The organism is Acinetobacter sp. RG5 (genome assembly GCF_031844265.1).
Classification (GTDB): Bacteria; Pseudomonadota; Gammaproteobacteria; order Pseudomonadales; family Moraxellaceae; genus Acinetobacter.
This window is the reverse complement of sequence record NZ_JAUZUV010000008.1, coordinates 38,803-56,356: the sequence shown is the minus strand read 5'-3', so window position 1 is coordinate 56,356 and position 17,554 is coordinate 38,803. Positions and strand designations below refer to the sequence as shown.

Annotated in this window: 15 protein-coding genes; 12 read left to right on the top strand and 3 right to left on the bottom strand. The window is 45.9% G+C overall.

From position 1 onward, the window contains the following. The first annotated feature begins 27 nt into the window (after positions 1 to 27). From paaK to Q9R21_RS09330, 4 genes are all read left to right on the top strand, one after another. Positions 28 to 1,320, top strand: a complete 1,293-nt coding sequence (gene paaK, locus Q9R21_RS09345) for a phenylacetate--CoA ligase PaaK (protein WP_311204310.1) — start codon at positions 28 to 30, stop codon at positions 1,318 to 1,320. 63 nt (positions 1,321 to 1,383) lie between these two features. Then, complete coding sequence (gene paaX, locus Q9R21_RS09340; protein WP_005095916.1) at positions 1,384 to 2,322, top strand: phenylacetic acid degradation operon negative regulatory protein PaaX; 939 nt, start codon at positions 1,384 to 1,386, stop codon at positions 2,320 to 2,322. A gap of 31 nt (positions 2,323 to 2,353) precedes the next feature. Then, entirely contained in the window at positions 2,354 to 2,962 is a 609-nt protein-coding gene (locus tag Q9R21_RS09335; RefSeq protein WP_311204309.1) for a DapH/DapD/GlmU-related protein, read from the top strand. Between the two features lie 129 nt (positions 2,963 to 3,091). Continuing rightward, positions 3,092 to 3,853 carry a class I SAM-dependent methyltransferase gene (locus Q9R21_RS09330; protein WP_004646067.1) on the top strand — a complete coding sequence of 254 codons (762 nt, stop codon included), beginning with the start codon at positions 3,092 to 3,094 and terminating at the stop codon, positions 3,851 to 3,853. Between the two features lie 60 nt (positions 3,854 to 3,913). On the opposite strand, the gene Q9R21_RS09325 is transcribed toward Q9R21_RS09330, so the two are convergent. Next, positions 3,914 to 4,723 (bottom strand): inner membrane protein YpjD, encoded by an 810-nt coding sequence (locus Q9R21_RS09325; RefSeq protein WP_114541386.1) that lies wholly within the window; start codon positions 4,721 to 4,723, stop codon positions 3,914 to 3,916. Positions 4,724 to 4,861: 138 nt separating this feature from the next. On the opposite strand from Q9R21_RS09325, the gene ffh reads away from it, so the two are divergent. The 3 genes from ffh to Q9R21_RS09310 all read left to right on the top strand — a co-directional run bounded on the left by ffh (position 4,862) and on the right by Q9R21_RS09310 (position 7,735). Continuing rightward, the gene (ffh, locus tag Q9R21_RS09320) at positions 4,862 to 6,268 is read left to right on the top strand and encodes a signal recognition particle protein (protein ID WP_005247147.1); all 1,407 of its coding nucleotides are present in this window, start codon (positions 4,862 to 4,864) and stop codon (positions 6,266 to 6,268) included. 150 nt (positions 6,269 to 6,418) lie between these two features. Further along, entirely contained in the window at positions 6,419 to 6,991 is a 573-nt protein-coding gene (locus Q9R21_RS09315; RefSeq protein WP_243474854.1) for an alpha/beta hydrolase, read from the top strand. Positions 6,992 to 7,129: 138 nt separating this feature from the next. Then, positions 7,130 to 7,735: an alpha/beta hydrolase gene (locus Q9R21_RS09310; protein WP_311204308.1), complete on the top strand. Its 606-nt coding sequence runs from the start codon at positions 7,130 to 7,132 to the stop codon at positions 7,733 to 7,735. Here the strand turns inward: Q9R21_RS09310 and Q9R21_RS09305 are convergent. Beyond that, positions 7,689 to 8,429, bottom strand: coding sequence for a type III pantothenate kinase (locus Q9R21_RS09305; RefSeq protein WP_311204307.1), 741 nt, complete (start codon positions 8,427 to 8,429; stop codon positions 7,689 to 7,691). The two genes, Q9R21_RS09310 and Q9R21_RS09305, sit on opposite strands and share 47 nt — an antisense overlap. 14 nt (positions 8,430 to 8,443) lie before the next feature. Beyond that, entirely contained in the window at positions 8,444 to 9,199 is a 756-nt protein-coding gene (locus Q9R21_RS09300; protein WP_153566706.1) for a biotin--[acetyl-CoA-carboxylase] ligase, read from the bottom strand. 27 nt (positions 9,200 to 9,226) lie between these two features. On the opposite strand from Q9R21_RS09300, the gene Q9R21_RS09295 reads away from it, so the two are divergent. The 5 genes from Q9R21_RS09295 to ligA all read left to right on the top strand — a co-directional run bounded on the left by Q9R21_RS09295 (position 9,227) and on the right by ligA (position 17,506). Continuing rightward, positions 9,227 to 10,030 (top strand): sulfite exporter TauE/SafE family protein, encoded by an 804-nt coding sequence (locus tag Q9R21_RS09295; RefSeq protein WP_005247146.1) that lies wholly within the window; start codon positions 9,227 to 9,229, stop codon positions 10,028 to 10,030. Between the two features lie 200 nt (positions 10,031 to 10,230). Further along, positions 10,231 to 10,926, top strand: coding sequence for a GntR family transcriptional regulator (locus Q9R21_RS09290; protein WP_311204306.1), 696 nt, complete (start codon positions 10,231 to 10,233; stop codon positions 10,924 to 10,926). A gap of 11 nt (positions 10,927 to 10,937) precedes the next feature. Beyond that, entirely contained in the window at positions 10,938 to 14,390 is a 3,453-nt protein-coding gene (gene smc / locus Q9R21_RS09285; RefSeq protein ID WP_311204327.1) for a chromosome segregation protein SMC, read from the top strand. Position 14,391: 1 nt separating this feature from the next. Further along, positions 14,392 to 15,357 carry a cell division protein ZipA C-terminal FtsZ-binding domain-containing protein gene (locus Q9R21_RS09280; protein WP_311204305.1) on the top strand — a complete coding sequence of 322 codons (966 nt, stop codon included), beginning with the start codon at positions 14,392 to 14,394 and terminating at the stop codon, positions 15,355 to 15,357. 109 nt (positions 15,358 to 15,466) lie between these two features. Beyond that, a complete protein-coding gene (gene ligA / locus Q9R21_RS09275) occupies positions 15,467 to 17,506 on the top strand; it encodes an NAD-dependent DNA ligase LigA (protein ID WP_035342540.1) in 2,040 nt (679 codons plus the stop codon). Positions 17,507 to 17,554: the final 48 nt, after the last annotated feature.

Here is a 17,554-nt window from a genome sequence, read left to right as displayed (position 1 = left end):
CAGGAAGACTGCGTCAGGAGTAAGAATATGAATAACAATGCAATAGAAAAAATTGAAAAAGTATCGGTTGATGAGTTACGCAGTGTTCAGCTACAGCGTATGAAAAAGACGTTGCAACATGCTTATCAGAACAGTCCGGTTTATAAAAAGAAATTCGATGATGCTGGCGTGCATCCAGACGATTTTAACTCACTGGAAGACCTGGCGAAATTCCCGTTTACCACCAAACAGGATTTACGCGATAACTATCCGTTTGGTATGTTCGCTGTTCCACAGGAACAGATTGTACGTGTGCACGCATCTTCTGGCACCACCGGTCAGCCGACCGTAGTGGGTTATACCCAAAATGATATTAATGTCTGGTCAGACGTGGTGGCGCGTTCCCTGCGTGCAGCCGGCTTGAGCAGCAAAGATATCATTCAGGTGTCTTATGGTTATGGTCTGTTTACGGGCGGTCTAGGCGCGCATTATGGCGTTGAGCGTTTGGGTGCAACCGTGATTCCAATGTCTGGCGGACAAACCGATAAACAGGCGCAACTGATTCATGACTTTAAACCGACAGCACTGATGGTTACGCCATCTTACTGCCTGAACATTATTGAAGCGCTTGAGAAGAAATTTGGCACAGCCAAAAACTGTTCGATTAAAACCGGCGTCTTTGGTGCAGAGCCATGGACCAATGAAATGCGCAAGGAAATTGAAGAGCGTCTGGGCATTGATGCCCTAGATATTTATGGTCTGTCAGAAGTCATGGGACCGGGCGTGGCGATGGAATGTCTGGAATCTAAAGATGGCCCAACCATCTGGGAAGATCATTTCTATCCTGAAATTATCCATCCGGAAACTGGCGAAGTGCTGCCAGATGGCGAACTGGGTGAACTGGTCTTTACCACCATTACTAAAGAAGGCATGCCGGTAATCCGTTACCGTACCCGTGACCTGACCCGTTTATTGCCAGGCACGGCACGCACCATGCGCCGTATGGACAAGATTGTCGGCCGTAGTGATGACATGATGATTATTCGTGGGGTCAATGTCTTCCCATCACAGATTGAAGAGCAGATTTTACAGATCCAGCAACTGATTCCGAACTATCAGATCCAGATTTGCAAACAGGGACATCTGGATACATTGCATATCCGTACCGAAATGCGTAAAGATAGCAGTGACATTATGGCGCACCAGTTGGCAACTCAGCTGAAAAGCCAGATTAAAACCATGGTCGGAATCACCGTAAGTGTCGAAGTGTTACCTGAAGGGAGTCTGCCACGCTCTGAAGGCAAGGCACAGCGCGTGTTTGATATCCGCAAGTCTGCATGAAGTACTATTGGATGATAGCCAAATGGTCTATCATCCAGTTTCTATAAGGTAAAGTTAAACGCAATGAATCCGAAATTAAAACAAATAATTGATGACTTTATTCAAACTGAAGCACTCAGCGGAACCTCATTAATCATGACCATCTTTGGTGACTGTATTTTTCACCGGGGTGGCATTATCAGTCTGGCCAGTCTAATTCAGCTCATGGATGTCTTCGGATTTAATGAACGATCGGTACGGACTGCCGTATTTCGTCTGGTCCAAAATGGCTGGCTGATGTCTGAGAAAATTGGTCGCACCAGTTATTATCGCGTAACCGAAAGCAGCCGCCAGCGTTTTATTATGGCGGATCAAAAAATTTACAGTTTTCAGCATACCGAATGGGATCAGAAGTGGGATCTGGTGCTGCTCAGTTCAGTGGAACTGGAAAATAAATTGGTTCTGAAAAAAGAACTGGAATGGCTGGGTTTTGCCAATATCGCCACCAATGTCATGGCCTATCCGGGCTGTGATCACCAGAAACTGCAAAACCTGCTGCTGAACCTGAAAATGACCGATCAGGTGGTGGTGTTTAAGGCCGAAACCTTGCAGCTCTGGCAGGAATCCTATCCAACTGTAAAACGCATGGTGGCCACCAACTGGCCGGTGCAGGAACTGCATCAGCGTTATGAAAAATTCATTGCAGATTTCCGGGAATTCTTTCATCTGGTGGAACAGGAAGATGAACAGGATCCGCTACAGGCATTTCAGCTGCGTATTTTACTGATTCATCAATTCCGCCGGATTTTATTAAAAGATCCAAATCTGCCTTTTGAATTATTGCCATCCAACTGGCTTTCCCTGAATGCCCGTAATCTGAGCAGTAATTTATATCAAACCGTGGTTGCGGCAGGGGATGAGTTCTTTATGGAGATCGCCCGAACTTCGGAAGGTTCGATGCCGCCGGTACATCCACAATTCTATAAACGCTTTGGCGGTTTGCGACTGGAAGCCGTCAGCTAATCTAATTCTGCATTTTTAAAGGAATAAAATAATGCCGTGTTATGCCATTGATGGTGTGATTCCTGTGGTCAGCCCTCGTGCTTATGTACATCCACAAGCCGTTCTGATCGGGGATGTGGTGATTGAAGAGGGCGTATATATCGGGCCTTTCGCAACTTTAAGAGCCGACTTTGGCGGGATTCACATCCAGAAAAATGCCAATGTTCAGGATTCCTGTACCATTCATGGCTTTCCCGGCAATGTCACGCTGGTCGAAGAATATGGTCATATCGGACACGGCGCGATTTTACATGGCTGTATCATTCGTAAAAATGTATTGGTCGGCATGAACAGCGTGATTCTGGATGAAGCCGAGATTGGTGAAAATACCATTATCGGTGCCAATAGCACGGTTAAAGCCAAAGCTCAGATCCCGGAAAATTCATTGGTGCTCGGTAGTCCAGCGCGGGTTATCCGTCCTTTGGGAGCTAAAGAAATCGCCTGGAAAAGCAAGGGAACGCAGGAATATATTCAGCTGACAGAGCGCTGCTTGTCCTCCATGCAGGAAGTCAATCCTTTAACGGAAGTCTCCGCAGACCGGCTGAGCTACAAAGCCTTCAAGGCAGAGTATCAGATCAAGCAGAATAGCTTGAATGACTAAGTCAAGAACATGATTCTATTCATTGGATGAATTCTGCATTTTAAAAACAGGAAGTGACTGAAACCAAATTCCAACTGCATTCCCTGACTGGCTATTTAGACTGAAATAAAACTGGTCTGGAAAGCATATATGGAAAACAGGGAATTTAAAGATCATTTCTCCCAGCAATCACAGGATTATGCCTTGTTTCGTCCGCATTATCCGGATGCATTGGGAAAGCTATTGGCAGAGCTGTCACCAAGTACTAAATTGGCTGTAGATGTCGGCTGTGGTTCTGGACAGCTTTCAGAAGTTTTGGCGAATTACTTTGATCAGGTGCTTGCTATTGATGCGAGTAGTGAACAGATTGCCCAAGCCAAACCGCATCCAAAAATTCAGTATGGTCAGGCGCTCGCTGAAGAGATCCCGTGTGCTGACCATAGTATTGATCTGATTTCGGTGGCTCAAGCAGCGCATTGGCTGAATCTCGAAAAATTCTACGCAGAAGTCCGTCGTATTGCTAAACCCAATGCCATTCTGGCTTTAATTAGCTATGGCGTGTTCAGTGTGGATGAGCCACATCTGGATCATTATTTTAAGCATTTTTATAAGGTGACACTCGCACTGTACTGGCCACCTGAACGTCGCCATGTAGATGAAGGATATAAAAATCTCCCATTTCCATTTCAGGAAATGGTGATTCAGCCACCGGTATTACAGGTTGAATGGAATTTTTATCAGTTAATTGGTTATATGAGTACTTGGTCAGCCGTGAAAGCAGCCACTCAAGCACTTGGACATAATCCATTAAATGCACTGGCAGATGCCTTATTGCCAGAATGGGAAGATCCAGAATTGCCTAGAGTGATTCGCTGGCCATTGTCAGTGCGTGCGGGGCGTATAATCGTTTAAAGAATATTCAAGCTAAAGCCTGTTTATTGGACAATGAATTGAATATTTCAAGGCTCAGAATTATCGCCCTAGAATCATTTCCAGCACAAATTTAGACCCAATAAAACCCAGTGCCAGCAAGCCAAAACCGAGCAGGGTAAAGCGCACGGCTTTCTGGCCACGCCAGCCAAACTTCCAGTGTCCGATTAATAGGGAACCATAAACCAGCCAGGAAATAATACTGAATGCAGTTTTATGTGCCAGATGCTGGGCGAAGAAATTGTCGATGGTGAAAAAGCCAAAGCCCAAAGCGAGGGTAAGTAAAACAAAACCGGTCATCAGCATATCAAACAGGAGCGATTCCATGTCCTGATAAGAGGGTAGCAAACTGACCCAGACCCGGCGTTTCTGCTTCTTTTTCAGCTCACGATCCTGAAAACGTAAAATTACGGCCTGAATGGTTGCCATGAGCAATACTGCATAAGCAGACAAAGACAAAATAATATGAATATCCAGACCCAAAGAGTTTTGTGCGATGATTTTTGCAGGCTGAGTAAACACAAAGCCGAGGATCAAACCTGTGGCAGCTACTGGAATTCCGATCAGATTCAGGGCAATAATCGGACGATAAGTGCTGTAAATAATGCTGAGTAACAGCATCAGACCAGAGGTAAAGGAAAACAGGGCAAAGACATCATAATTGATGCCCAGCGGGGTGTGCATATCACCATACAAGACCAGCGCATGCAAGCCCAGTCCAAGCAGGGCAGTTAGCGATACAAACCATTGATTAGGAGCACGTTTAGACATTAAATGAATGAACAGATACCAGAAGGAAGCGGTATAAGCGACTAATGCTAAGATCGTATAAACCAAGGGGAGGCTAACCATGTCAAACCTTTTTAAGGGTGATGAATATTCATTTATATAAATTCGCTGCGAACTACAGTATCCTATAGCATTCTATGCATAAATTTTCTATTTTAAGAAACAATTTTTTGCTCATGGCTATTTTAAGCGGATTTTGCAATGTTTGATACCTTAACAGAACGACTCACGCAGAGTTTAAGAAATGTTACTGGCTCAGGGCAGCTAACCGAAGACAATATTAAAGATACGTTACGTGAAGTGCGTATGGCGCTTCTTGAGGCCGATGTTGCGTTACCTGTAACTCGTGAATTCATCGCGAAAGTTAAGGAAGAAGCATTAGGCCAGGAAGTGATGACTCAGTTATCTCCTGGGCAGGCTTTTGTCAAAATCGTTCATGACGAATTGACCAAAATGATGGGCGAGGCCAATGAAAGCCTCGACCTCGCTGCAAAACCACCTGTGGTTGTCCTGCTGGCAGGCCTGCAGGGTGCAGGTAAAACAACAACTGCAGCGAAACTTGCACGCTTCTTACAAGAACGTCAAAAGAAAAAAGTCGCGATGGTCTCTGCCGATGTGTATCGTCCGGCTGCGATCAAACAGCTACAGACTGTCGCGGGTGAAGTCGGTGCGATTTTCCTGGAATCTAGCGCAGACGAAAAACCGATTACGATTGTGAATCGCGCGATTGAACAGGCAAAAATCCAGTTTGCCGATGTGCTGATTGTCGATACGGCAGGTCGTTTGCATATCGATGATGACATGATGGGTGAAATCAAAGAGCTGCATGCAGCGATTAACCCGACTGAAACCCTGTTCGTGGTCGATGCCATGACCGGTCAGGATGCGGCAAACACCGCCAAAGCATTTAATGATGCCTTGCCTTTAACTGGTGTGATCCTGACCAAAACTGATGGTGATGCGCGCGGTGGTGCGGCACTGTCAGTACGTGCGATTACCGGCAAGCCAATCAAGTTCCTCGGTATGGGTGAGAAACTCGATGCCTTGGAGCCATTCCATCCTGAGCGTGTCGCACAGCGTATTCTCGGTATGGGTGATGTACTTTCTTTGGTCGAAGAGCTTGAACGCAAGGTCGACAAAGAAAAAGCCGAAAAAATGGCGAAAAAACTGCAAAAAGGCGGCAGCTTCAACTTTGAAGACATGCTGATGCAGTTTGAGCAGATGAACAAGATGGGCGGCATGATGGGATTCCTGGACAAACTTCCTGGCATGAGCAATGCCGGTCTGCAAGATGCGTTGGCGCAAGCCAATCCTGAAAAGCAGGTCAAGAAAATGGAAGCGATTATCCAGTCGATGACCCTGAAAGAGCGCCGTAATCCAGACTTGATGAACCCAAGCCGTAAAAAACGTATTGCAGCAGGTTGCGGTATGGAAGTGGCAGAAGTCAACAAGCTGATCAAGCAACATGCGCAGATGGCCAAGATGATGAAAAAATTTGCCAATCCATCGGGTATGGCAAAAATGATGAAATCACTCGGCGGCTTGCAGAAACAGTTTGGCGGCGGCGGTGGTATGGGTCCATTGTTCGGCGGCAACGACAAGAAATAAGTTGTGTTTAAAAAAAAGGCGCAATATGCGCCTTTTTTATTGGGAATAAATGGTCAAACTGGTTTAAACAAAACAACATTTACTTACCCAAAATAAAAATCCGATCAGGCAGACTCGGGAATATCAGCACAAAATAAAGAGAAATTTCAAATGACCCAAGTGATTGTCGTACATGGTTATACTGCAAGCCCGGAAGAAAACTGGTATCCGTGGATTCAGGAAAAAGCCCAACAGGAAAACGTCAGTTTAAAAGTACTTCGGCTCGATCCATCGACCACACCGACACTGGACACCTGGGATCAGCAAATGCGTGAACAGATTGATGCAATTGACGAAGACAGTATTTTTATTGCACATAGCTTGGGAACTGTGGCCGCATTGCATTACTTATCCAGAGAATTAAAACAGCAGAAAATTCAGCAACTGGTACTGATCGCGGGATTTAATGGTCGATTGGGTCGCCTAGATGAAGTAAATCCTTTTATTGATGCTGCTGAGATCGATTTTGATTTACTCAAACAGCAGATTGCAGAGCGTGTAGTGATCTATTCTGAAGGCGATGATCGGGTTGCGCCTGAATTTAGTCTGGAACAGGCGGACAGTCTGGATGCCATTGTGGTGAATGCCAAGCACCATGGGCATTTTATTGATTCTCAAGGTTGTACTGATCTGCCGGAACTCTGGAAAGTGATCAAGCCTTATCTGATTAAATCCGAAGTTTAAGCATGTTGTTGTATTCGCTAAATTTTAAAGTTTAACATGAGATGGTGTTCAAAAAGGCACTTGAATTCCATCTCCAGACTGGTTAAAACTAATTTTTTGTCGACGCAATTTGCGTTCAATGATAATAAGTAAATCACTATGAAAAATATAATAAAGAAAGTCTATATCGTGCCGGATTATCAGGCGACCTCCAATGATCACTGGTATCCGTGGCTGAGTCGTCAACTTAAAAATGCCGGTTTTGAGTCCAAGCGGATTATGCTGGCCAACCCCTTTCAGCCCAATTTAGAAGAATGGCAGCAGAACCTGAAATTGCACATTCCGCAGATGGATGAACATACCTTTTTAGTTGCACATGGCCTGAGTTGCATCAGTGTTTTAAACTTTTTACAGGAACATTATATTCAGCAGCAACGCAAGATCGGCGGCATCATTCTGGTCTCGGCCTTTGATACACCGCTGGTGGCCTGGTCAGAACTGAATAAAATGTTGCAGGCCGCCCGGCTCGATTTGAAAAACTTACCCTATAGCTATAAACGTGCGGTGATGCTGATCTCCAGTAATGATCCTTATGTGCCTGCACCGATTTCCTTGCGTTTAGCACATAGCCTGAATGCACAAATTTTTGAGATCAAAAAAGCTGGACATTTTAACAAGGCTGATGGTTTTGCCGAATTCCCCCAATTGCTGGATATTATCAAACAGTGTCTGGCAAATGAGCTGCAAAATGCTGCAGGCCTTTAAGCAAGAGATCAGGTTCAATTCGGGGCTGATACTGAGCGAGATGTTGCGCAAACAGTGGAGCATCTCCACCGGTTAAAACCAGCTGTGCTGGGAAATCATGCAGGACTTTTTCAATGGTGCTGAGCAGGCCCAGCAGAATGCCATGATGCACAGCATCTAGGGTATTGCGTCCAGGATTGAGTTCAGAAAAAGCGGCATCCGGAATTTTAATGCCTTTGGTATTCTGAATTAGGGAGTCACGCTGCAAGTATAGATTTGGCAGAATAAATCCACCCAAATGTTGTTGTCCTTGCGCCAGATCAATGGTCAGCGCCGTACCGCAACTAATCACACAATAATTTTCATGCGCTTGCGTCGCCACTGCAAGTACCTGTAACCAGCGGTCAATGCCCAGTTGCGAAGGTTCATCATAACCACAGATCAGACCGGCATATTCTGCCTGTACTTGAGCAAAAATCACTGGAATATGCAGGCTTTCTAAAATGCTGAGAATGCGCTCATTATTGATTTTATCCTGGACTGAGGATAGACCTACCTGATGCAAGCCCAGCGCTTTGAAATGCTGGATCAGGCCAAGTAACAAATCAGCAGGGGACTGTAAATGTAATTCTGCTGCCTGTTCAATAATCTGATCATGCTCGGTAATCCAGTATTTAAGCCGGGTATTGCCGATATCCAACCATAATTTTTTCATTGCTGTATGCCTGTTCATCCACCGTGTTGAAGGCGGAGCTGTCCCTGATAAAAGGTCTGGATTCCCTGATCGGTCAAAATCTTGACTGCACCATCATCCTGAATCCCCAGAAAAGTACCGGAATATTGCCCTTGCACGTCAGTAAATTCAACCGTTTGTTGCATAAATGCAGCCGATCGATTGAAACGCGCCGCCAGGTTTTGACTGCCATAATTAAACCATTGCCCGGCTTGCTGAATCGCCAGATATAACTGGGCAATCAGCTCGACTCTTGAGGTATGTGATAATCCCAACTCGTTCAAGGAGCTAACCTGCTGATCTGGAAGGTCAGTGGGCAGAGGATCGATATTTAAACCTACACCGACCACCACCTGTGTAGATGAAATCGGCTCGACCAGAATGCCGCCCCATTTTCCGTGCAGGCTATACAGGTCATTCGGCCATTTCACCTGTAATTCCAGGCCTTTTAGACTGGGCATTTGCAGGATATTTAACGCAATTTCTAGCGCCAGACGACCATCGATGGGTTTTTGTGTATGCAGCAATGTGCTTAAATAGATGTTCCCTTCAGGTGAAATCCACTGACGTTGACGCTGTCCACGGCCTTGGGTCTGCACATGACTGCATACCAGAACCTGCTGTACCCCCTTCGTTGCCAATTCGCGCACATCATCATTGGTCGATGTAGTAATCGGTTTGATGAGTAATACTTCCGGGAGTTGGCCTGCATCGCTTAATCGTTGTTGCAGTTCACGAGTTTCTACATCCATTTGAATCTAAACGTGGTAAATATCGTTATGGAGTTAATCATATATTTATTGATTGGTGCAATTGCCGGATTCACCGCAGGCCTGTTTGGGGTCGGCGGTGGTTTGATTATTGTGCCGATCCTGTACATTGTTTTTACCCAGCTTCAGTACGATCCCAGCGTGATTATGCATATGGCGGTGGGTACTTCCTTGGCAACAATTATTGTGACTTCTATCAGTTCGGTGATGGCGCATCATCAACGAGGGGCAGTGCTATGGCCCGTGTTTCGTAATCTGGCGCCAGGTCTGATCATTGGTTCTTTCCTGGGGGCGGGGATTGCCGATTATTTATCTGGTCAGGGTTTGCAATTACTGATTGGCTTCTTTGCGGTCTGGGTGGCCTTTAGAATGTTCAGGGGAGCGCATATTCAGATCGATCCGAATCAAAAATTGCCTTCAACCCCGGTACAAATTGCTGCAGGTGGTGGGATCGGTGTGGCATCGGCGATCTTTGGGATTGGCGGGGGAAGTCTGACCGTCCCATTTCTAAATCGCTGCGGAATCGTGATGCAAAAAGCCGTAGCGACCTCTGCGGCTTGTGGATTGCCAATTGCAGTCGCAGGTGCGCTGGGTTTTATCTGGTTCGGTAAACAGGCGCAGGTCACCGTACCGAATACTATTGGCTATATTCATATTTATGCCTTTATTGGGATCAGCATGATGAGTTTTTTCACGGCCAAGCTGGGGGCAAAAGTGGCACATCTGCTTTCACCGGCCGTATTAAAAAAATGTTTTGCTGCTTTACTGACCACTGTCGGCCTGTATTTTATTTATCAAGGCTTCATGGCCTGATTTAAATCTTTTAGGTTGGACTGATGTACCGTATTAGGAGAATAGCTCACTATTCTCCTTTTTTATGGCCTTGAGTTGGCTATAGAGACATAAGATTGTCTGACAATGTCACAGTATTTATCAAAAAAAAACCGTTTAATAGCAACATAGTCCAAATAAAGGGCTAAACCAGTATCCATAAAAAGAAAGACAGGAACGGTATGCCATTAGAACAAGCGCAGAGTTTGTCTGAGCAGATTGCCAAGCACATTAGCGAACAGATTATTCGCGGTGAACTGGTCGAAGGCGAACGTATACAGGAGCTCAGGGTTGCCTCGGAGCTTGATGTCAGTCGGGGTTCGGTTCGTGAAGCCCTGCTTTTGCTGGAACGCACCCAGCTGATCGAAATTTTTCCGCGCCGCGGGGCGATTGTCTCGGAAATGTCGGCCTTGCAGGTGCGTGCCTTATTTGACATGACATCGTTATTGCTCGGGCAGATGGTGCACCGCATGGCGGAAACCTGGCGGGTGCATGAAGCTGAGCGCATTCAGCTATTATTAGAGCAATTGGAAGCAGAAACCCGCCAAGGACACACTGAAAAGTTTTATGATCTGATCTTTCAGGGCATGGCCCAGCAGCATGAGATGGTCGGGAATCCTTATCTGATGCGCTATTATCAGGAACTGCTGCCTTCTTTGCGTCGGAGCTATTTTCTGACCCTGAATATTTCCAGACGAGAGTTACAGGAATCTTTCGACTTATTTAAACTGGTCACTGAAGCAATTTTGATACGAAAAAGTCATCAGGCCACTTTATTTATGGAAGATTTTTGTCGACACTTGCGCAACCTTGTGTTGGAATCTCTGACACGGATGAAACAAATTGAACTCGCGTGGGCCAGACGCTCACGACGTTAAATCAGGACATTATGCGTTTAAGCAGTTTAAAACTTTCAGGCTTTAAATCTTTTGCCGACAGTACCACTTTACATTTTAAAGATAATCGTACTGCGGTCGTGGGACCGAATGGTTGTGGTAAATCCAACGTCATTGATGCCATACGCTGGGTCATGGGCGAGTCCAGTGCGCGTCAGTTGCGTGGTGGCAGCATGCAGGATGTCATCTTTACCGGAACTGCCAAGCGTAAACCGGTGGGCATGGCCAGTGTAGAACTGCGCTTTGACAATACCTATGGCAAGCTGGGCGGTGCTTATAATGCCTATAATGAACTGGCAGTACGCCGTCAGGTCAACCGCGATGGCAAGTCCGAATATTTCCTGAATGGCAGCAAATGCCGTCGTCGTGATATTACCGATATTTTCTTGGGTACCGGTCTTGGTCCGCGTTCCTATGCGATTATCGAACAGGGCATGATCAATCGTCTGGTCGATGCCAAACCCGATGAAATGCGGGTTTATATTGAAGAAGCAGCCGGAGTGTCGCGCTATCAGGCGCGTCGCCGTGAAACCATGCTGCATCTGGATCACACCACACAAAACCTTTCACGTCTGGAAGATATCGCCTCCGAACTGAAATCTCAGCTAAAAACCCTGAAACGTCAGTCGGAAAGTGCGATTCAATATAAAGAACTGGAAGGGCAGATCCGTACCATCAAGATTGAAATTCTGTCTTTTCAATGTGAGCAGAGCCAGCGCTTACAGGAAGAATATACGCTTGAGATGAATACGCTCGGGGAAAACTTTAAGCTGGTGCGCTCTGAACTGACTACCGTTGAACATGATTTGGGCAGTACCAGTGAACTGTTTCAGCGTCTGATTCAGCAATCTCCCCCTTTGCAAACTGAATGGCAACAGGCCGAAAAAAAGCTCAGCGAACTGGAAATGACCCTGCAACAAAAGCAGTCTCTGCTAGAGCAAAATTCCACCAGTCTGGTCAAACTGGAACAGCAAAAAGCCCAAACTAAAGAGCGTTTACAGTTGATTGAACTGCAACTCGATACTTTACAGCAGCAATTTGAAGATCAGCAGGCGCAGTTGCAGCAGCAAGATGGTCAGAGTCAGGCGCAAAGCCAAAACTTGACTGAGCTCAAAGCTCAACATAGCAATGTGGCAGCGCAATTTACCCAGATCAAAACCCAGGTCGAACAGCAGCAACAGCGTAAATTACAGATGTTGGCTCAAAGCGAGCAACTGGCAAAGAATATTGAGCGGATTGAACAGCAGAAACAGACGCTCCAACAGCAAAGTGCACAGATTCAGCAACAGGCGGAGCAAGATGAGCTGGAGCAGTATCAGGCAGACAAAGCCCAAGCTGAACAGCAAATCGCTGACTATGAAATTCAATTAACAGATTTAAAAACTCAATTCGAGCAGATTCAGGCAGAGCAGGCGACCCATCAGCAGCGCTTGATGCAGCTCAAATCTGAAATTCAGGTGCTTCATTCAGAAAAGAAAAACCTGAGTCAATTACTGACCAAAGCCAAGCCAAATGCCAAGAGTGATGCGGTACAGCTGATGCATGTACTTAAGCTCAATGATGCAGGCAAGGTACATGCCAGCCTGATCGAAAAGTTTCTGGCAAAATGGCTATCTGCCCAGATTTTGACAGAGGGCGAGCACTTCCTTGAAGATTGTGCGCGTCAGTTAAAGCAACAGGCTGTTCAGAATAAAATTCAGATTGCCAATACGATGTGTCTGGCCGATTGGATTGAATCTCCACATTATTCACTGTGGCAACAAGTCGCGGTCGTAGATACATTAGCGCAAGCATTGCCTCTTCAAACTGAGTTATTACAAGGCCAGACATTACTGAGTTTAGATGGCTACCATGTTGGTGCGGATTGGATGATTGCACTGGACTATGATGAAGCTAGTCAGGCCGGACAAGGTGCATTGAGTCATCGAATCCGTCTGGATGAAATCGAGCAGCAACTTGCAGAACTTGAACCTAAGTTTATGCAGTTGGAGCAGCAGTTACCTGAACTCACCGATCAGGTTAAAGCTTTGCAAAGCCGGATTCAAAGCATCAGTGAGCAGCACAAGCATACCCAAAAGCAGCTGCAGCAACTCGATGTCAATATTGCCAAAGTACAAAGTAGTGCTCAGGCTTTCGCATTGCAAAAGCAGCAATTACAGCATCAGTTACAACAACTGGATGAGCAGCTTGAAGAAGATGCCATGCAGAAAGATGATCTGGAAATTGATCTGCATGCCTTGAATATCAAACTGGAACAGGCGCTACCAAATTATAAAACCCTGCAATTCCAGCTAGAAGAATTGAGTGCTCAGCTGGATGACTCACAGCAGCTCAATCAGCAAGCGCAGCAGGAACTGGAAGTGTTGCGCCGGCAAAATGTGCAAAGCCAGCAGCAGATTGAATTACTGGAAAAAGATCAGGTTTTCCTAAAAGAACAGTCTCAGCAAATTACTGCACAAATCGAACAAGCCAAAAAGTTTGTCGATCCGGTACAGTTGGAATTACCTGCTTTACAGAGCCAGTTCAATGAACAGGCGCAGATCACTGAAAAGCTGCAAAAAACCTGGGCCGACTGGCAGGTTGAATTAAATCAGGTGCAGAGCAAACAGCAGCAGCTGACCGAACAGCGTCACAGCTTCCAGCAGCAGGATGAAAAACTCCGCACTACACTGGAAGAAAAACGTCTGGCCTGGCAGGCTGCCAAATCTGATTTGCAGCATTATTCTGAACAACTGAAAGAGTTGAATAGTGAAGTAATTTCCGGACTCGATATTGATGTTAAAGCACATCAGGCGAAACTGGAAAAAGCTCAGGCCCAGTTTGATAAACTCGGTGCAGTCAATCTGGCGGCTTCCGAAGAATATGAAGAAGTGTCAAAACGTTATGAGGAACTGAGTCACCAGATGCAGGATCTGGAAAATACGGTTGAACAGCTACAGGCTGCGATGAAGAGTATTGATCAGGAAACCCGTAAACTGTTTATGCACACGTTTGATCAGGTCAATGCTGAACTGCAAAACCTGTTCCCGAAAGTGTTTGAAGGCGGTGAGGCGAGTTTAAGCCTTGAAGATGGCTGGCAGTCGGGGGTAAAACTGATGGCCCGACCACCGGGTAAACGAAACAGCTCATTGGCCTTACTCTCTGGTGGAGAAAAGGCTTTAACTGCATTAGCATTGGTATTCGCGATTTTTCGCTTAAATCCGGCACCATTTTGCGTACTGGATGAAGTCGATGCACCGCTGGATGATGCCAATGTGGGACGCTTTTGTAATTTAGTCAAAGAGCTTTCTGAACACGTGCAATTTATTTATATTACCCATAACAAACTTGCAATGATGATGGCGACTGATCTTTTAGGTGTAACCATGCCTGAACCGGGAACCTCAAAATTAGTGACAGTTAATTTGGAACAGGCAAAAGAATACGGCCTAGCTGCGGAGGTATAATATGGAAATCACCACCATTATCGGGATTGTTATCGCAATTGTGATTATGCTTTTTGGTATAAGAATGCTGTTCAAAAAACCTGTAGAGGCTGTACCTTCACTGGATGCCAACCTGCATATCGACCCGGATAGCCAGACCCCGATCATTCCAAGGCATGTACGTTCTCAGTTGGCACAACAGGATGTCGAATCTGATCGTATCGAGCCAAGCTTGGGTATAGATGAACCGGCTCCTGAAAAGCCTTCCGCCTTTCGCAAGGCTGAATCAACTCCGGTTGAGCCAAAAGCAGTCGAAACTCCTGTAGCTGCCCCGTCAACAGAAGCTGAAGTAGTGGAAAAGTCGGTAGTCACGGCAGGAGATGTTCAACAGGTAGAAGCGGAACAGAAGAATAGCCAGATTGAAACCAAGGAAGAAATGCCTGAATTCAGCCTGAACAGCAACATCGAAAAAGCAGAAATTTCTGAATTTAATGATGAAAGTAGTATTCTGGATGCACATCTGCATGAGCAAAAAATAGTGGATGAAGAAAGTGCTTTGTCCAATGCTGAAACCATTATTTCTTTGCATATCTATCCGCAAGGCCGTGTACTTTCGGGTGATAAAACCTTGAAGGTTTTATTGAAATATGGCCTGCGTTATGGTGAATTGGCCTGTTTCCACCGTTATAGTGAAGATGGTTCAAAACTGCTGTTTTCAGTATTGCAAATGACCGATACCGGAATGGAAGGCTTTGATCTGGAAACCTTATCAACGCAGGAAGTGAAAGGTTTGGCATTCTTCCTGGCTTTACCGCATAGCGATGTACAAAATGCGTTTGATACCATGGACAGTATTTCACGTCTGATTGCCCGTGAAGTGGACGGTCTGGTCTATGACCAGAATCAACAGGAATTTACTCCACAATTACGTGAATTCTGGCGCCATCAGGCAATTGATTATCGTGCTGGACAAGGGACGGAAGTTTAAGGCTGCTTTGTTCAATCTCCAAGTTGAATCTGTAGACTGCAATTTTTATAATAGCCAAAAGCTGAATATTCTACAGGGCGGATTTTCCGCCCTTTTTTATGGTGAAATTATGACCCAAGATGCCACTGTCATTGCGCAAATGCGTCAACTGATTCAACTGCTTGCCAAGCATAACCATGCTTATTATGTGATGGATCAACCGAGCATTGAAGACAGTGAATATGATCAGCTCTTTCACCAGCTCAAAGCCTTAGAAGAACAATATCCAAATTTACAGCAACCGGATACACCAACGGTAAAAGTCGGTGGGCAGGCACTTTCAAAATTTGTGACTGTCACACACGCCGTGCCGATGCTGTCATTAGGCAATGTCTTTAATCAGGAAGATCTGCTGGCTTTTGCCCGCCGTATTGAAGAACGTTTGCCAAATCAAAAAATTGAATATGATGTGGAACTGAAATTTGATGGTCTGGCCATTTCACTCTGGTATGAGCATGGCGTATTGACGCGTGGGGTGACACGCGGCGATGGGGAAACCGGTGAAGACATCACCCAGAATGTCAGAACCATTCGCAACCTGCCGAAACTTTTATCTCCGGTGAATGGCATCATTCCCGATTTGTTGGAAGTCCGCGGCGAAGTGTTGATGCCGAAATCCGGTTTTGAAAAATTGAATGCTGCCAATGCCGCCAAAGGTGAAAAGACCTTTGCTAATCCGCGTAATGCTGCGGCAGGAAGTTTGCGTCAGCTGGACCCGAATATTGCTGCCTCGCGGCCATTGGCTTTTTATGCTTATGGGATTGCTCAGTGCGTGCCGCATCATGGACAAACCACTATGTCCGCCAGTCTGGAATGGTTACATCAGTTCGGTTTTGCGGTTGGCGAGCGTCACTTTATCTGTGACAGTATTCAGGACGTGCAAAAGGTCTACGAACAGATCATTGATGAGCGTGCCAGTCTCAGTGTCGAAATCGATGGCATGGTAATCAAGGTCAATGACCTGAAACAGCAACAACAGCTTGGTTTCCTGAGCCGTGAACCGCGTTGGGCCACCGCCTATAAATTTCCGGCAGTTGCAGCACTGACTACGGTAGAAAATATTAATTGGCAAGTCGGTCGTACTGGAACATTAACTCCAGTCGCGCGTTTGAATCCAGTCGCTGTCGGCGGAGTAACAGTATCTAATGTAACCCTGCACAATATTGGCGAAATTCACCGTCTGGATGTGCGTATTGGCGATACAGTTAGTGTTTATCGTAGTGGCGATGTGATTCCTAAAGTTGAAAAAGTCTGGCCGGAATTTCGCCCGGTTGATGCAGTTGAAGTGCATTTGCCTGAGCAATGTCCAGTCTGTGATTCACCCGTGGTGATGCCGGAAGGTGAAGCATTGGCCCGTTGCTCTGGCGAACTCTATTGTGCTGCGCAGCGGATCGAAACCATTCGTCACTTTGTGTCGCGTAAGGCCATGGATATCGAAGGGCTGGGTGATCGCTGGGTAGAGTCACTGCTACATCTAAATCTTTTAAAAGATGTCTCAGATATTTACCATCTGCATGAACATCGTGAGACTTTGCTCGGTATTGAAAAGATGGGCGCCAAATCGGTTCAGAATCTTTTGGATGCCATTGAAAACAGTAAAAAGACCACACTGGCTGCTTTTATCTATGCACTCGGTATTCGTGGGGTGGGTGAAACTACGGCGCGGATGCTGGCCAATACTTTCCAGACGCTGGATGCCTTGCGTCAGGCCGATCTGGAGGCTTTAAAGAAAACTCCGGATGTAGGTGATATCACTGCGGAATGGATTCTGGATTTCTTTCAGGCACCGCATAATCTGGAAGTTCTGGATCGTTTACTGGCTGCCGGTATTCACTGGGATGCACCGATCGCACCGACTCGTCAGCCGTTAAACGGCGAAAGCTGGGTGGTCACCGGGACTTTAAGCAGTATGGGACGAGATGATGCAACCCAGTTATTGCAAGCCTTAGGTGCACGAGTCAGTGGCAGTGTATCCAGCAAAACCAAATGTGTGGTTGCGGGTGAAAAAGCTGGCTCAAAACTGGATAAAGCAGAAAAACTTGGTATTCCAGTGATCAATGAACAACAGTTTATTGGCTTGATGCAAGACTATGGTCAGCTTGAAGCCTAAATCTCTGCACATTTCATGAAAGAATAAGAGTTAAAAAAGCCACCTTCG

Coding starts and splice junctions, on each gene's coding strand:
- ligA (WP_035342540.1), top strand. CDS start 15,467: ATGACCCAAGATGCCACTGTCATTGCGCAAATGCGTCAACTGATTCAA.
- Q9R21_RS09335 (WP_311204309.1), top strand. CDS start 2,354: ATGCCGTGTTATGCCATTGATGGTGTGATTCCTGTGGTCAGCCCTCGT.
- Q9R21_RS09310 (WP_311204308.1), top strand. CDS start 7,130: ATGAAAAATATAATAAAGAAAGTCTATATCGTGCCGGATTATCAGGCG.
- paaK (WP_311204310.1), top strand. CDS start 28: ATGAATAACAATGCAATAGAAAAAATTGAAAAAGTATCGGTTGATGAG.
- paaX (WP_005095916.1), top strand. CDS start 1,384: ATGAATCCGAAATTAAAACAAATAATTGATGACTTTATTCAAACTGAA.
- Q9R21_RS09325 (WP_114541386.1), bottom strand. CDS start 4,723: ATGGTTAGCCTCCCCTTGGTTTATACGATCTTAGCATTAGTCGCTTAT.
- Q9R21_RS09330 (WP_004646067.1), top strand. CDS start 3,092: ATGGAAAACAGGGAATTTAAAGATCATTTCTCCCAGCAATCACAGGAT.
- ffh (WP_005247147.1), top strand. CDS start 4,862: ATGTTTGATACCTTAACAGAACGACTCACGCAGAGTTTAAGAAATGTT.
- Q9R21_RS09280 (WP_311204305.1), top strand. CDS start 14,392: ATGGAAATCACCACCATTATCGGGATTGTTATCGCAATTGTGATTATG.
- Q9R21_RS09295 (WP_005247146.1), top strand. CDS start 9,227: ATGGAGTTAATCATATATTTATTGATTGGTGCAATTGCCGGATTCACC.
- smc (WP_311204327.1), top strand. CDS start 10,938: ATGCGTTTAAGCAGTTTAAAACTTTCAGGCTTTAAATCTTTTGCCGAC.
- Q9R21_RS09290 (WP_311204306.1), top strand. CDS start 10,231: ATGCCATTAGAACAAGCGCAGAGTTTGTCTGAGCAGATTGCCAAGCAC.
- Q9R21_RS09305 (WP_311204307.1), bottom strand. CDS start 8,429: ATGAAAAAATTATGGTTGGATATCGGCAATACCCGGCTTAAATACTGG.
- Q9R21_RS09300 (WP_153566706.1), bottom strand. CDS start 9,199: ATGGATGTAGAAACTCGTGAACTGCAACAACGATTAAGCGATGCAGGC.
- Q9R21_RS09315 (WP_243474854.1), top strand. CDS start 6,419: ATGACCCAAGTGATTGTCGTACATGGTTATACTGCAAGCCCGGAAGAA.